This window comes from Catenulispora rubra (assembly GCF_015356825.1).
Classification (GTDB): Bacteria; Actinomycetota; Actinomycetes; order Streptomycetales; family Catenulisporaceae; genus Catenulispora; species Catenulispora rubra.
Genome location: NZ_JAACYW010000084.1, coordinates 24,692 through 39,264 on the forward strand (window position 1 = coordinate 24,692; position 14,573 = coordinate 39,264).

13 protein-coding genes and 1 tRNA gene are annotated in these 14,573 nt (G+C 71.3%); 9 read left to right on the top strand and 5 right to left on the bottom strand.

All coding sequences use genetic code 11. The annotated features are described in order from the left end of the window. Window positions 1-77: 77 nt before the first annotated feature. Both GWK61_RS23140 and aceE read right to left on the bottom strand, forming a co-directional pair. Window positions 78-2,420, bottom strand: a complete 2,343-nt coding sequence (locus GWK61_RS23140; RefSeq protein WP_194911266.1) for an ATP-binding protein — start codon at window positions 2,418-2,420, stop codon at window positions 78-80. Window positions 2,421-2,828: 408 nt separating this feature from the next. Then, window positions 2,829-5,603: a pyruvate dehydrogenase (acetyl-transferring), homodimeric type gene (gene aceE, locus GWK61_RS23145; RefSeq protein WP_194911268.1), complete on the bottom strand. Its 2,775-nt coding sequence runs from the start codon at window positions 5,601-5,603 to the stop codon at window positions 2,829-2,831. A gap of 172 nt (window positions 5,604-5,775) precedes the next feature. Between aceE and GWK61_RS23150 the strand changes: the two genes are divergently transcribed. From GWK61_RS23150 to GWK61_RS23185, 8 genes are all read left to right on the top strand, one after another. Continuing rightward, window positions 5,776-6,009 carry a DUF1918 domain-containing protein gene (locus GWK61_RS23150; RefSeq protein WP_194911269.1) on the top strand — a complete coding sequence of 78 codons (234 nt, stop codon included), beginning with the start codon at window positions 5,776-5,778 and terminating at the stop codon, window positions 6,007-6,009. A 35-nt stretch (window positions 6,010-6,044) separates the two neighbouring features. Then, complete coding sequence (locus tag GWK61_RS23155; protein ID WP_228562792.1) at window positions 6,045-6,560, top strand: DUF3052 domain-containing protein; 516 nt, start codon at window positions 6,045-6,047, stop codon at window positions 6,558-6,560. A 194-nt stretch (window positions 6,561-6,754) separates the two neighbouring features. Continuing rightward, complete coding sequence (locus GWK61_RS23160; RefSeq protein ID WP_194911280.1) at window positions 6,755-7,216, top strand: peroxiredoxin; 462 nt, start codon at window positions 6,755-6,757, stop codon at window positions 7,214-7,216. A gap of 64 nt (window positions 7,217-7,280) precedes the next feature. Continuing rightward, the gene (locus GWK61_RS23165; protein WP_194911270.1) at window positions 7,281-7,622 is read left to right on the top strand and encodes a hypothetical protein; all 342 of its coding nucleotides are present in this window, start codon (window positions 7,281-7,283) and stop codon (window positions 7,620-7,622) included. Window positions 7,623-7,706: 84 nt separating this feature from the next. Then, a complete protein-coding gene (locus GWK61_RS23170) occupies window positions 7,707-8,408 on the top strand; it encodes a hypothetical protein (protein WP_228562794.1) in 702 nt (233 codons plus the stop codon). A gap of 194 nt (window positions 8,409-8,602) precedes the next feature. Continuing rightward, window positions 8,603-8,674 (top strand) — tRNA-Val (locus tag GWK61_RS23175). 145 nt (window positions 8,675-8,819) lie between these two features. Next, window positions 8,820-9,566, top strand: a complete 747-nt coding sequence (locus GWK61_RS23180; RefSeq protein ID WP_323747710.1) for a protein phosphatase 2C domain-containing protein — start codon at window positions 8,820-8,822, stop codon at window positions 9,564-9,566. 47 nt (window positions 9,567-9,613) lie between these two features. After that, window positions 9,614-10,084, top strand: a complete 471-nt coding sequence (locus GWK61_RS23185; protein ID WP_194911271.1) for a metal-dependent hydrolase — start codon at window positions 9,614-9,616, stop codon at window positions 10,082-10,084. A gap of 68 nt (window positions 10,085-10,152) precedes the next feature. Here the strand turns inward: GWK61_RS23185 and GWK61_RS23190 are convergent, their stop codons facing one another. Further along, window positions 10,153-10,602 carry a hypothetical protein gene (locus GWK61_RS23190; RefSeq protein ID WP_194911272.1) on the bottom strand — a complete coding sequence of 150 codons (450 nt, stop codon included), beginning with the start codon at window positions 10,600-10,602 and terminating at the stop codon, window positions 10,153-10,155. Window positions 10,603-10,721: 119 nt separating this feature from the next. Continuing rightward, window positions 10,722-12,056, bottom strand: coding sequence for an aminotransferase class I/II-fold pyridoxal phosphate-dependent enzyme (locus GWK61_RS23195; protein ID WP_194911273.1), 1,335 nt, complete (start codon window positions 12,054-12,056; stop codon window positions 10,722-10,724). Window positions 12,057-12,083: 27 nt separating this feature from the next. Between GWK61_RS23195 and GWK61_RS23200 the strand changes: the two genes are divergently transcribed. Then, on the top strand, window positions 12,084-12,866 hold the full coding sequence (locus tag GWK61_RS23200) for a pyridoxamine 5'-phosphate oxidase family protein (RefSeq protein WP_194911274.1): 783 nt from the start codon (window positions 12,084-12,086) through the stop codon (window positions 12,864-12,866). A gap of 46 nt (window positions 12,867-12,912) precedes the next feature. Here GWK61_RS23200 and GWK61_RS23205 read toward each other — a convergent pair whose 3' ends face one another. Beyond that, window positions 12,913-14,076 (bottom strand): steroid 3-ketoacyl-CoA thiolase, encoded by a 1,164-nt coding sequence (locus GWK61_RS23205; RefSeq protein WP_194911275.1) that lies wholly within the window; start codon window positions 14,074-14,076, stop codon window positions 12,913-12,915. Window positions 14,077-14,573 lie beyond the last annotated feature (497 nt).

Below are 14,573 nucleotides of genomic sequence, written 5' to 3' on the forward strand. Positions count from 1 at the left end.
GAATATGACCTCTGATATCACGCTACGCTGCTCGTGATCCGGAGGTAACCGCCGCCCCGCGCCCGACCCGCCGATGTTCACCCTCCAAGCTCCGCCAACCGCTCCCGCGTCACAGCCACCTCCGGGGACCCCAGAGCCTCGAAAACCTCCAGCGCCTCCCGCAGTACGTCCCGGGCCTCCGCAGGCCGCGAGAGCACCCTCAGCGGCCGTGCCAGCGACCGCAGCGCCTCCGCCTCGACCGGGCGGTCGCCGGCTTCGCGGGCGGCGGCCAGCGACAGGCGGTAGTCCTCCTCGGCCTCGGCCAGGCGGCCCAGGTCCACACAGACCTCTGCGAGGTTGAACAGGATGATCGCCTCGTACCGGCGGTTGCCGGCCTCGCGCGCCGCCGCCCACGCCTCCGTCTGCGCCGTGCGGGCCTCCTCCAGGCGCTTGGCCTCGTGCAGCATGTTGCCCAGGTTCGTCAGCGACGAGGCCAGGTTCTGCGGGTTCCCCACCTCGCGGAACAGCTCCAGGCCCCGCAGGTGCATCTGCTCGGAGGTGGCGTAGTCGCCGAGGCGGCTGTGGCAGCCGGCGATGTTGCCCAGGATCGACGCCACCTGCGACAGGTCGCCCAGCTCCTCGGCCACCGCCAGGCCCGCCTGGTAGACCTCGACCGCCTTCTCGTACTCCTGTACGTCGTACAGGGCCAGCCCGAGGCCGTTCAGCAGACGGTTCTCCGCGACCCGGTCGCCGATCTCGCGTGCGCTGGCCAGGCCCGTCTCGTAGCCGGCCCGCCAGTGGGTCCAGTCCTTGCGCAACTGGTAGCAGCCCAGCAGCGTCACCGGCAGCCGCAGCGCGAGCTCGTGCCGGCCGGTGTCGGCGGCGAGAGCCAGGACCGCGCTGAGGTTGCCGCGCTCGGCGTCGTACCAGGCCATCGCCTCCGGCGCGGAGTCGAACCGGGGCGGCGTCGGCTCGCCCGGGCGCGGCGGCAGCGGCTCCAGCAGACGCCGCTTCTCCACCGTGCGCGACACGCTCTCGGCGGTGTGCAGGTACCACGACAGCAACCGCGCCAGCGCCTCGTCCCGCTCGGCAGTGCTCTCGTCGATCTCGGCACGCTCCAACGCATAAGCGTGCAGCAAGTCGTGCAGCTCGTACCGGTCCGCGGTGCGCTGCTCGACCAGGTTCTCGTCGACCAGGGCCTCCAACGCATCCTCCGCCGAGCCCTCGGACGTCCCCATCAGCGCCGCCACCGCGCCGGTCGTGAACCCGCGGCCGGGATGCAGGCTGAGCATCCGGAAGGCGCGCGCCGTGTCCGCCGGCAGGTCGCGGTAGGAGAGATCGAACACCGGACGCAGCTCACGGCTCCCGGCCCGCACCGCGTCCAGCCCGCTGTCCCGCAGATACGCCGCCAGCCGCTCCAGACTCCAGGCCGGCCGCGACCGCAGCCGCGCCGCCGCCAACGACACCGCCAGCGGCAGCAGCCCGCACAGCCGCACCACCTGCTCGGCGGCGTCCGGCTCGGCCGCGACCCGCTCGCCGCCGACCACGCGCGCCAGCAGCTCCAGCGCGTCGCGCAGCGGGAAGACGTCCAGCCGGAACAGCCGCGCGCCGTCCAGCCCGGCCAGGTTCCGCCGGCTGGTGACCAGCACCAGGCACCGTGGATCGGCCGGGATCAGATCGGCGACCTGCGCCTCGTCGGCGGCGTTGTCGAGCACCAGCAGCGCGTCGCGGCCGGCGATCCGGTCGCGGAACATCGCGGCGCGCTCGGCCCGGTCCGCCGGGATCCGCCGTGCCGGCACCTCCAGCTGCCGCAGGAACGAGTCCAGGACGTCGGCCGGGTCGGCCGGTGCCGCGTCGGCGTCGAAGCCGCGCAGGTTCACGTAGAGCTGGACGTCGGCGAAGCGACCCGCGCGCACCAGCTCGTGCGCGGCGCGGATGGCGAGCTGGGTCTTGCCGACGCCGGCCATGCCCTCGATCGCGGAGACCACGACGGTGCTGACTTCGCCGGCGCCGTCATCGGTGCCGGCGGAGTCGACCAGCTCCATCAGTGCGGCCAGCTCCTCGCGGCGGCCGGTGAATGTCGCCAGCTCGGCCGGCAGCTGCCGGAACACCCCGGCGGTCCCGGTCGGGCGCCCGGTCGCGTGCGCCGCGACGCACGCCGCGCGCCAGCGCGGGACCTGCGCCTCGGGGACGCCGAGCGCCTGCACGATGGCCGCGACCAGTTCCTGGTTCAGCCGTCGCCGGCTCGGATCGAAGACGTCGCTGACCGTCGAGTGCGTGATCTCCTGCGGCGGCTTCAGCAGCGGCCCGACGCGCTTGGCGAGCACGCGGAACGACGGCGAGCCGGTGTGCGCCCGCAGCATCCGCAGCCGCTCGATGAAGTCGGCAAGATCCACCGCACCTGTGGGGTCGGGAGCCGCGGAGCTCGTCTCGTCCGTCACAGAACCCCTTCCGTGGCACCGCATCCGAGGATCGCCGCAGGTCTACGGCTTGCGGACGAGTGTACGGAGTTGTACGGGATTCTCGCTTCCGGATATCGCCAATGCATAACCTCGACTCTGCGAGTCGCGCAACGGACGGTGCGGCGGCGACCCGGCTGCGTGGGGCGGAGCCGTGGTCGTACGCCGACCGTGGATCGGGGGGTTGCGACGGCCGACTTCACCGCGTCTTGCGGAACTCGTGGGGGGTTCCGCAAGGCGCGGCTGCGGCTTGCGCGCCGCGAACCGGGCAAGCAGGCCGGGCGAGCAAGCCGGACAAGCAAGCCGGACAAGCAAGCCAGCCAGACCAAGCAAAAGCGCCCCGAGCCGTCGAGTTCCGACGGCCGGGGCGCTTTCGTGCGCCAGAGTGCGCTACGCCTCGCCGCCGGTCGGACCGGCGCCCGCGGCGCGCACATCGTGCAGCTGGTACTTGCGGACCGCCTCGGCCGGGGCCTCCCGCTTGACCTCGCCGCGCTTGGCGAGCTGGGCCAGGACCGCGGTCACCACGGACTCGGCGTCGATGTGGAAGAACCGGCGAGCGGCGCCGCGGGTGTCCGCGAAGCCGAAGCCGTCGGCGCCCAGCGAGGTGTACCGCTGCGGCGACGTCGCGTCGCCCGGCACCCACTGCGCGATCTGGTCCGGCACCGCGCGCATCCAGTCCGAGACCGCCACGATCGGGCCCTCGGTGGCGCCCAGGGTCTGCGTGACGTACGGCGTGCGCGGCTCCTCCTCCGGGTAGAGCAGCGCGCGCTCGTCGGCGGCGAGCGCGTCGCGGCGCAGCTCGGTCCACGAGGTGGCCGACCACACGTCCGCCGCCACGCCCCACTCCTCGGCCAGCATCTGCTGCGCCTTCAGAGCCCAGGTGACGCCGACGCCCGAGGCCAAAATCTGTGCTTTAGGCCTGTCGGCAGGACCGTCCGGAGCCGCCTGGTAGCGGTACAGGCCCTTGAGGATGCCCTCGGTGTCCACCCCGGCCGGCTCAGCGGGCTGCTGGTACGGCTCGTTGTAGAGGGTGACGTAGTAGAACACGTCCTCGCCGTGCGGGTGCTCCTCGGAGGACCCGTACATGCGGCGCAGACCGTCCTGCACGATGTGGCTGATCTCGAAGGCGAACGCCGGGTCGTAGGCGACTGCCGCCGGGTTGGTGGAGGCCAGCAGGTGCGAGTGGCCGTCCGCGTGCTGCAGGCCCTCGCCGGTCAGCGTGGTGCGGCCGGCCGTGGCGCCCAGCACGAAGCCGCGACCGAGCTGGTCGGACATCTGCCAGAACTGGTCGCCGGTGCGCTGGAACCCGAACATCGAGTAGAAGATGTAGACCGGGATCGTGGCCTCGCCGTGCGTGGCGTAGGAGCTGCCGGAGGCGACCAGGGACGCCGTGGACCCGGCCTCGCTGATGCCCTCGTGCAGGATCTGGCCCTGGGTGGACTCCTTGTACGACAGGAGCAGGTCCCGGTCCACCGCGTCGTAGGTCTGGCCGTGCGGCGAGTAGATCTTCGCGGTCGGGAACAGCGAGTCCATGCCGAACGTGCGGGCCTCGTCCGGGATGATCGGCACGAACCGCGCGCCGATGTTCTTGTCCCGCATCAGGTCCTTGAGCAGCCGGACGAAGGCCATGGTGGTGGCCATCGCCTGCTTGCCGGAGCCCTTCTTCAGCTGCCCGTAGACGTCGTCGCCGGGCAGGATCAGCGGCTTGGAGCGGATCTGCCGGCGCGGCAGGTAGCCGCCGAGCGCGGCGCGGCGCTCCTTCATGTACTGGATCTCGGGGGAGTTCTCGCCCGGGTGGAAGTACGGCGGCAGGTCCGCCTCCAGCTGGGCGTCCGTGATCGGCAGGTGCAGCCGGTCGCGGAAGCTCTTGAGCTCGGCCTTGGTGAGCTTCTTCATCTGGTGCGTGGCGTTGCGGGCCTCGAAGTGCTCGCCGAGCGTCCAGCCCTTGATGGTGTGGGCGAGGATCACGGTCGGCTGGCCGGTGTGCTCGCGGGCCGCCTTGAACGCCGCGTACACCTTGCGGTAGTCGTGGCCGCCGCGCGAGAGGGTGCGCAGCTGGTCGTCCGGCATGTCCGCGACCATCTTGCGCAGCCGGGCGTCGTCCCCGAAGAAGTTCTCGCGGATGTAGGCGCCGGACTCCACCGTGTAGGTCTGGAACTGGCCGTCGGGCGTGGTGTTCATCTTGTTCACCAGCGCGCCGTCGGTGTCCTGGGCCAGCAGCGGGTCCCAGTCGCGGCCCCAGATCACCTTGATGACGTTCCAGCCGGCGCCCCGGAAGGTGGACTCCAGCTCCTGGATGATCTTGCCGTTGCCGCGCACCGGGCCGTCCAGGCGCTGCAGGTTGCAGTTGATCACGAAGGTCAGGTTGTCCAGCTCGTCGCGGGCGGCCAGGCCGATCGCGCCGAGCGACTCCGGCTCGTCGGTCTCGCCGTCGCCGAGGAACGCCCAGACGTGGCTGCGCGAGGTGTCCGCGATGCCGCGCGAGTACATGTACTTGTTGAACCGGGCCTGGTAGATCGCGCCGATCGGGCCCAGGCCCATCGACACGGTCGGGAACTCCCAGAAGTCCGGCATCAGGCGCGGGTGGGGGTAGGAGGACAGGCCGAAGGGCGCCTGGGAGGTCTCCTGGCGGAAGCCGTCCAGGTGCTGCTCGGTGAGCCGGCCCTCGAGGAACGCGCGGGCGTAGATGCCCGGCGAGGCGTGGCCCTGGAAGTAGACCTGGTCGCCGGACTCGCCGTGGTCCTTGCCGCGGAAGAAGTGGTTGAAGCCCACCTCGTACAGCGACGCGGCCGAGGCGTAGGTGGCGATGTGGCCGCCGACGCCCAGGCCCGGACGGTTCGCCCGGGACACCATGATCGCGGCGTTCCACCGGATGAACGCACGGATCCGGCGCTCGATGTCCTCGTCTCCCGGGAACCACGGCTCCGCCTCGGGCGGGATCGTGTTGATGTAGTCCGTGGAGCGCAGGCCCGGCACGCCGACCTGTTTCGCGCGGGCTTCCTGGAGGAGGCGCAGCATCAGGTACCGCGCACGTTGGCGGCCCTGTTCGTTGACGACGGAGTCCAGGGACTCGATCCACTCCGCGGTCTCGTTCGGGTCCACGTCCGGCAGCTGAGTGGGGAGGCCGTCACTGATGATGGGGAAACGCTCTTGTCCGGGTGCCACTGTCGTCCTTCAACCTAGACAGAGATCTTGTAGATCTTCTCGGTTACATCGTCCACCATCGTCTAACGCGCATGCCGTGGACGTCACATCTACTCGATGGTAACCGTTATAGATCGGTATAAATGCGCGCCGAGGGGTGGTCATCGGCGGGAGCCGGGTGTGAACTGGAGACATGCGAGCTTCAGTGGGAGACCGGCTTCACGTGCACGCCGCCCACGTCGGCGAGGCCGACCGGGCCGGCGAGATCATCGACGTCAAGGGGCCCGCCGGCACCCCTCCCTACCTGGTGCGCTTCGACGACGGGCATCAAGGACTGGTGTTCCCCGGACCCGACGCGGTGGTCGAGGGACGCCCCGTGGAGGACCTCTCGGGCGACACCGCGCCGGACTCGCCGTCCGACGGGTAGTTGCGTCTTGGGCTTCCGGCGTATGGACTAGGGGAATGCAGAACGACATGAAGGAGGACAGTTCCGTGGGCGCGGTCGCGGACACGGTTCCGGCGGCCGCCGCCAATCCGCTGGCGGTGCGCCTGGGCTTCCAGGCGGGCGAGGTGGTGCAGGAACTCGGCTGGGACGAGGACTGCGACGAGGAACTGCGTCAGGCCATCATGGACACGATCGGCGCGGATCTGGTCGACGTGGACTTCGAAGACGTGGTCGACGCGGTGGTGCTGTGGCACCGCGAGGACGACGGCGACCTGGTGGACAACCTGGTCGACGCGCTGACCGCGCTGGCCGACGGCGGTCCGATCTGGCTCCTGACGCCCAAGGTGGGACACGACGGCCACGTGGAGCCCAGCGAGATCGGCGAGGCGGCCCCGACCGCCGGACTGTCGGCGACCTCCAGCATCAGCGCCGGCCCGAACTGGTCCGGCACCCGCCTGGTGAGCCCGAAGGCCGGCGGCAAGCTGGCGAAGTCCACGGTCCGGGCCAAGGTCGACGACAGCGCGGGGAACTAGCGGCGATGTCCTCCCCGAACGGGCCGCCTGACGGCGGCCCTTCCACCACCCATCTCTCAAGCGGTCCGGCGCGGTCCGGTGCTGTCGGGGTGTCCGGAGGTGGCGCCGGAGCCTCCGGCGTCCCGGGCGCGTCCGGAGCGGCAGCCCGAGCCACGGCCGGACCGGCCTCGCAGGTCGAAGCAGAGCAGCCGCCGGTGCCGGCGGTCGGCGAGCGGGCTCCGGCCCTCACGCTGACCGACCAGCACGGGCAGACCGTCTCCCTGGACGATTTCCGGGGCAAGCAGGCCGTGCTGCTGGTCTTCTATCCGTTCGCCTTCTCCCGGGTCTGCGGCTCGGAACTGCAGGCGATCCATGAAAGCGTCGACGACTTCCAGAACGAGCGCGTCCAGGTGCTCGCGGCGTCGTGCGACGCGCTGTACTCGCTGCGCGCGTACGCCGACGAAGCCGGCTTCGGCTTCCCGCTGTTGGCCGACCACTGGCCGCACGGCGGGGCGGCGCGCGCGTACGGGGTCTTCGACGAGGAGCGCGGTTGCGCCGTCCGAGGGACCTTCCTCATCGACACTGAGGGCGTCGTGCGCTGGACCGTGGTCAACGGCCTGGCGGACGCACGCTCGCTGGACGACTACCGAGCCGCGCTCACCGCGGCCGGCGTGTGACACACCCCATCCGACGCGCCGGCCCAGGCGCCGGCGACTCACCCGTATAGGAAACCTCCACGCCATGCCCTGCCACCGCTGCGGCGCCCGCCAGACCGACCCGGTCCGAGGCGCGTCACCGTGGCGGCGGGGCGTGCGTGCCGGGGAGCAGGTCCTGGTCTGCCCGGACTGCCAGAACGGCCGGGACTGGACCTCCGACCTGGCCCACTGCGCCGCCTGCGGCTCCGCCCGCCTGGCCCGCGCCCTCGGCAGCACGCAGTGCAAGGACTGCGGAGCCGAGGACCAGGTGACCGCGGAAACCCCCGCGGCCGCCGAGAACCCCGCCGAATCCCGCTCCGGAGTCACCACCTTGTCCGAGGACGTCCACGCCGCCCTGGAGCGCCATTTCGGCCAGAGAACGGACTGAACGTTCCGCCTCGCCACCACTGGGTAGCAAACTGTAGTCAGATGGATAGGGATGTCAGACAACTTCATCAGAGGGGGTAGAGCGATGCGCCTGAACCGGATGATCATCAGGGCGTCCGACGAGGGCGAAGGGGGCAACCGCGTCGAGAAGATGACCGCGGCCCGCCCGGTCCAGTCGCTCACCGGCCGCGGCGCCGCCGGCGGCACACTGCGCGTGAACCTGATCTGGGACCAGCTCCCCATGATCCCCACCCCGAGGCCCACCGGCGGCCTCAAGCTCTCCTCCCGCCGCCTGGAACCCCCGCCGATCAGCCACGGCCGCCTCGTCGACCTGGACCTCGGCTGCCTCTACGAGTTCACAGCCGGCCAGCGCGGCGTCGTGCAGGCCCTAGGCCACCGCCGCGGCGACTTCGAACGCCCCCCGTACATCCGCCTGGACCAGGACGACCGCAGCGGCAGCGCCATCGGCGAGAACCTGTTCATCAACCTCGACCACGCCGACGAACTGAACCGCGTCCTCATCTTCGTCTTCGCCTACCAAGGCGCCTTCGACGGAGCCAACGCCAAGGTCACCCTCCACCCGGCCAGCGGCAACCCGCTGGAGATCAAGCTGGAGAACCCGATCGCCCAGGCGAAGTCGTGCGCCGTAGCCCTGCTGCTGCGCCACGGCTCCGAGCTGGTCGTCCAGCGCGAAGTCCAGTTCACGACCGGCTTCCAGTCGGAGCTGGACCGCATGTACGGCTGGGGCATGCGCTGGCAGGACGGGCAGCCGAAGGGGCTGGGCTGAGGGGGTTACTGGGGTTCGCAGCGGGCTCGGGTGGGGCCTGCAGCGGGTCCGCGGCGGGCTCGTAGCGGGCCCGCGGCGGGTCCTCTGCGGCCGCCGGGCCCGGTCCGCACTCCCGCCCGGGAATCACGTGCCGCAAGACCGGTTCGGGTCGGGTACTCTTTCCCTCTTGAGGGTCGCCCCGGCGGCCTTCTGGAGGGCGCATAGCTCAGCGGAAGAGCACTCGGCTTACACCCGAGCGGTCGGCAGTTCGAACCTGTCTGTGCCCACCTGACCTGCTGCGGCCCGGGGCTCCTCTTCGGAGGGGCCCTTTGGTGTTTTCCGGGGCTGGTTTTGTTGCGTTCACCTGGAAAGGGTTGGCTGGCGGGGCCAGCGAAGCCTGGCTGTGTCCATACCGGCCCGAGAGGACAGAGCGTGGAAGTCACCTACATCTGTCAGGCAGCATCCGACCTGCGCCCCAACGACGACTTCGTCCTCGCCGCCGAGCGCTTCGTCATCGTGCTGGACGGCGCGACCGAGCCGGCGGGGGTCGACTCCGGCTGCGTCCACGACGTCCCGTGGCTCGTCGCGCATCTCGGCGCGAACCTCGCCACTGTGCTGGCACAGAAGCCGGCGGTGCCGCTGACCGACGCGCTGCGGCAGGGGATCGTGGCGACGATGTGTGACCACGAGGGCAAGTGCGATCTGCGGAATCCCGACAGCCCGTCGAGCACCGTCGCGATCCTGCGCTGCACGGCCGATGCCGTCGACTACCTCGTCCTCGGCGACTCCGCTGTCGTCGTCGAGCACGGCGACGCCGGCCTCACCGTCGCCCACGACGCCCGCACCGGTCACCTGAGCGACTACACCCGCGAAGGCGTCAGCCGGCTGCGCAACAACGATGAAGGCTTCTGGGTCGCCTCCAACCGCCCCGATGCGGCCGACAAGGCGCTCGTCGGCAGCATTCCGCGCGCCGCCGTCACCCGTGCTGGGCTGGTGACCGACGGCATCACGCGCCTCGTCGAACGCTATGGCCGTACGTGGCTCGATCTGCTGGAGGGCATGGAGAAGTACGGCCCGCGCCAGCTCGTCGCCGATGTGCGGGCCGAGGAGTTGGCGGCGCCGGACGCCTACCGCGGCAAGCTCCACGACGACGTCACCGCTGTCTTCTGCCGCTTCTGACGCGAGCCTGCCGGGGGTTCGGATCACCGCTCGGCTAGCGTGGGCGCATGCTGGTGACCAATCACGTCCTGTCCGGAGCGGTCATCGGCGCAGCCGTACGACGCCCGCTGCCCGCCATCGCGCTAGGGGTGGCGTCGCACTTCGCGCTCGACGCGCTGCCGCACTGGGGGAAGTGGGACAGCGAGCAGCAGTTCCTGCGGGTGGCGGTCGCCGACGGGCTCACCGGCCTGGCCGCGATGGGGGTCATCACGCGCGCCGTCCTGCGCACGCCGGGGAACGGACGCGCGAAGCTGGCCGCCTCGGTGGTCCTCGGCATGGCCGGGGCCGCGATGCCGGACCTCGACAAGCCCGCGCACATCATCTTCAAGCGCAAGCTCTGGCCCGACGCCGTCAACCGCTTCCACGGCCGCATCCAGGACGAGGAACCGCACCGGTTCGTCTCGCACGAACTCGTCGCCGGCGTCGGGTTCGCGGTGGCGGCGGCGACGGTGCTCAAGCGGCGCGGCGCATGGAAATAGCTGCGGTGCTCGCCTAGCAGAGAACAGCCAACGCTAACCGCTAACCGCCAACCGCCAACCGCCAACGGCTAAGCGCTAAGCGGATAAACGACCCGCCCGCGATCCACCGGCAGCTCCTCGACCGCCGCTGTCGAAGCGAGGTCGATCACCTCGTCGACCACCTCCGGCTCCGGTAGCGCAGCAGCCGCGGCCGCGGGCGCCGGCTTCGGCTTGCGCGGCACGCGCGCGCCCGACGAGCCCCCGCGCCCCGGATACACCAGCAGCCCGTTCACCGGATCCGGCACGGCGTCCAGCGCCGCCTTCACCAGCGTCGCCTCGCGGAAGGCGGACCAGCCGCCGACCGTCGTGTCCTCGGGGAAGCAGAGTTCGAGCACCACGCCCCAAGGACGTTCGACCCAGGCCCAGTCCTCCGCGCCGAACTCCAGCGCGGTGCGGATCAGGTCGCGGCCGTGCGCGTCCTTCCAAGAAGCCGCGGAGAACTCGCCGTCCGCGACCTCGATCGACCACCATTCGCCCACCCGGCCACGGTATGTCGGGGCCGGGGGCGAGAGAAGGGTTCCGCGATGGTCGCGGCCCGCGTTCGCCACGGGCGAACAGATTATGCGAATTTCCTACACTGATCTCTTGCGCCGATCGCCTACACCGAGCCGTTGGACCCGGAGGCTGTCAGAACTCTGCCGAGGGCGTCCGCGAGCGGTTCGACGTCGGCCAGGTCCAGCTGCGCGACGGTGATGCGGATCCCCGGCGGGCTGTCGACGCGGAACCAGGCGCCGGGGGCGACCGCCCACCCCGCCGCCAGCAGCCCGCCGACCACGACCGCCTCCTCCGGCACCGGGACCCAGACGTTGATGCCGCTGGTGCCGATCGCCTTGATGCCGCGCGCCGCCAGTGCGGTGATCAGGGCGTCGCGCCGGTCGGTGTACGTGCGGGCCGCGTCGACGATCTGCGCCTGGACCGCCTCGTCCGTCCACAGCCGGTGCACCTGGGCCTGGATCAACTGGCTGACCCAACCCGCGCCGAGCCGGAGCCGCCCGGCCATCCGGCCGCCGGTGGTGCCGTCGGCGGCGACCACCGCGCAGCGCAGGTCGGGGCCATACGCCTTGGACAGGGAACGGATGTGGGCCCAGTGCTCGGTGACCCCGGTGACCGTGTGCAAGGCGTGGTGCGGCGTGATGTCGGCGCCGTGGTCGTCCTCGATCACCAGCACGTCGCGGCGCTCGGCCAGCAGCTTGCGCAGGGCTTTGGCACGCTCCGCCGACACCGCCGCGCCGGTCGGGTTCTGTGCGCGGCTGGTGATGATCACCGCGCGCACGCCCCGCTTCAACGCTGAGGCCAGGCCTTCCGGCGTCATGCCCTCGTTGTCGATCGGCACCGGCACGGCGGTCAGGTTCATCGCCGGCAGCAGGCGGTAGACCGCGCCCCAGCCCGGATCCTCCACGGCGACCAGGTCCCCGGTACGCAGATGCGCGGTCAGGGCGCGGTCGATGGCGTCGCCGGCGCCGAAGGTCAGCAGCAGGTCGTCGACCGCGACGTGACCGGCGCCGATCCGCGCCCGGGCGGTGTCGAGCAGGTCCGGCAGGATCATGTCGCCGGAGTAGAGGCGCTGCGACGCCCCTTCAGGGAAGACCAGTTCCGGCAGCAGCCGACGGTCCGGGTCGCCGGTGACCAGGTCCTTCGCGCCGGGCGGGATCGGGAAGCTGAGGTTGCGCGGCGCGGTCGCGGGCTGCATGCGCACCCGGGTTCCGCGCCGTCCGGCGGTCTCCACCGCGCCGCGGTCGCGGAGCAGACGGTAGGCGGCCGAGACCGTGTTGGGGTTCACCCCGAGCTCGGTGGCCAGGTCCCGGATCGGCGGCAGCGCCCGGCCCGGCGGCAGCTCCCCGTCGGCGATGCCGGACTCGATCGAGGCCGCGATCTGGCTGGCGCCCCGGCCGGAGATTTTGTACGCTGCCGGTGAGGTTGTTTGAACTACCACAGTGACTAGTTTGCACTAGGACGAAAAATGACGCAAGCGGCCCCCAGCCCGACCCCGACTCAGAGCCCGACGCAGACCCCCGCCGATCCCCTCCCGGCCCGCGACGCCGAGACCGAGGCCTGCCTGCTCGGCCACGGCACCGAGGGCGCCTACGCCAAGACCCCGCGCACCACCGCCACCCGCTACCAGGGCCGGGTCGGCTACGACCGCGCCGCCGTGCACGCCGTCCTCGACGAGGCGCTGGTGTGCCACCTGGCCTTCGTCCTCGACGGCGCCCCGGCGGCCCTGCCGACGGTCCACGCGCGCATCGGCGACCGGCTGTACGTGCACGGCTCGACCGGCGGCCGCTTCGCCGGCCTGGACGGCGAGCCGGTCGGCGTGACCGTCACCCTCTGCGACGCGCTGGTCCTGGCCCGCAGCTGGTTCCACCACTCGGTGGCCTTCCGCAGCGTCATGGTCCACGGCACGGCCCGGGTGGTCTCGGACCCGGCCGAGCGCCTGGACGCCATGCGGGCCCTGATCGACCACATCGCCCCGGGCCGCACCGCCGAATCCCGCGAACCCACCCGCAAGGAGCTGGCGCAGACCGCGATCCTGGCCCTGGACCTGGAGCAGGTCTCGCTGAAGGCGCGCGGCGACCAGGTCGCCGACGACGAGGAGGACCTGGCGCTGCCGTACTGGGCCGGGTCCATCCCGCTGAGCCTGGCCGCCGGGACCGCCAAGCCCAGCGCCGACCTGCTCGACGGCATCACCCCGCCGGAGTACGCGGAGAACTACTCGCGCAAGCGGTACTGCGGATACGCGCACTGAGATATCGGGGCCCCAAAGCCCCAGCCCCCAAGTCAGTGGCGGGTGATCAGATCCGCTGGATGATCGTCGCGATCCCCAGCGCCCCGCCCTGGCACATCGTGAGCAGCGCGAACTCCTGGTCCGCGCGCTCCAACTCGTGCAGCGCCGTGGTGAACAGGCGCGCGCCGGTCGCGCCGACGGGATGGCCGATGGCCAGCGCGCCGCCGTTGACGTTCACCTTCGCCAGGTCCACGCGGTGCACGCGCGACCAGGACAGCACCACGGAGGCGAAGGCCTCGTTGATCTCGAACAGGTCGATGTCGGCGACCGTCATCCCGGCCTTGGCCAGCACCGCGGTGGTGGCCGGGATCGGGCCGTCGAGGTGGAAGTAGGGGTCCGAGCCGACCATCACCTGCGCGACGATGCGGGCGCGCGGCCGCAGTCCCAGGGCGCGCGCCGTGTCCCGCGACGCCCACAGCACCGCGGCGGCGCCGTCGGAGATCTGCGAGGCGGTGCCGGCGGTGTGGATGCCGTCCGGGAGAACAGGTTTCAGTCCGGCCAGGCCCTCGCGGGTGGTGTCGCGCAGCCCCTGGTCCCGGCGGACGCCGCGCCACAAGCCGTGCTCGTCGCGCTCCTCCTCGCGGGTCGGGACCTGGACCTCGAACACCTCGCGGTCGAAGCGGCCCTCGGCCCAGGCCTGCTTGGCGCGGGCCTGCGACAGGATTCCCAGCCCGTCGATATCGTCGCGCGTGATCCCGTATTTCCGCGCGATCCGCTCCGCCGCCTCGAACTGGTTCGGCATGTCCAGGCTCCACTCGTCGGGCTGCGGACGCCCGAAGCCGGACTTGGCGTTGGCGCCGAGCGGGACCCGCGACATCGCCTCGACGCCGCAGCCGATGCCGACGTCCACGGTGCCGCCGGCGACCATCGCGGCCATCAGGTTGTTCGCCTGCTGCGAGGAGCCGCACTGGCAGTCGATCGTGGTCGCGGCGGTGGAGTACGGCAGCCCCATCGCCAGCCACGCGGTGCGCGCGACGTTGAACCCCTGCTCGCCGGCCTGGGTGACGCAGCCCCCGATGATCTGCTCCACCGCGTCGGCCGGCACGCCGGTGCGCTTGAGCAGTTCCCGGTACGTCTCGCCGAGCAGATACGCAGGGTGCAGGGTGGCCAGGTCGCCGTTGCGCTTGCCGATCGGGGTGCGGACCGCCTCGACGATGACGGCTTCGGACATGGACGGCCTCCTGCCGGGACGCTCCCGCCAAACTGATACAGGTTCTAGTTTTGTGAACCTAACAGCTATCCCGTGACAAGGGAACGGGCCGCCGGAGATGAACTCCGGCGGCCCGCTTCGAGCGGTCCGCGGCTGACGCGCGGGATCCGTCAGTGGCAGCAGGCGCCCCCACAGCCGCAGCTGCCGCCGCTCTGGCAGCCGCACTTGCAGCCGCCGCCGCAGCTACAGCTCCCGGCCTCCGGTTCGAGGACGACGATCGGCAGCGCCCGGCTTTCGACGGGCGTCGGCGGGGTGCCTTCGAAAGGCGTCTGAGGAACTTCCGACAATGACTGCTTCGCCATAGCGCCTCCTTGGCTGGCGGCGGTCCGGGCGACGCGGCGGGGATCCGCCACAAGCCGCCAATGCCGCCGCTTTCCAGTCAAAAGGGAGATCCGCCCCGGGTCAATGTCCGGTCGGTACACGCCACCCGGGGCGCCAGGGGGCGCGCGGCGGGGTGG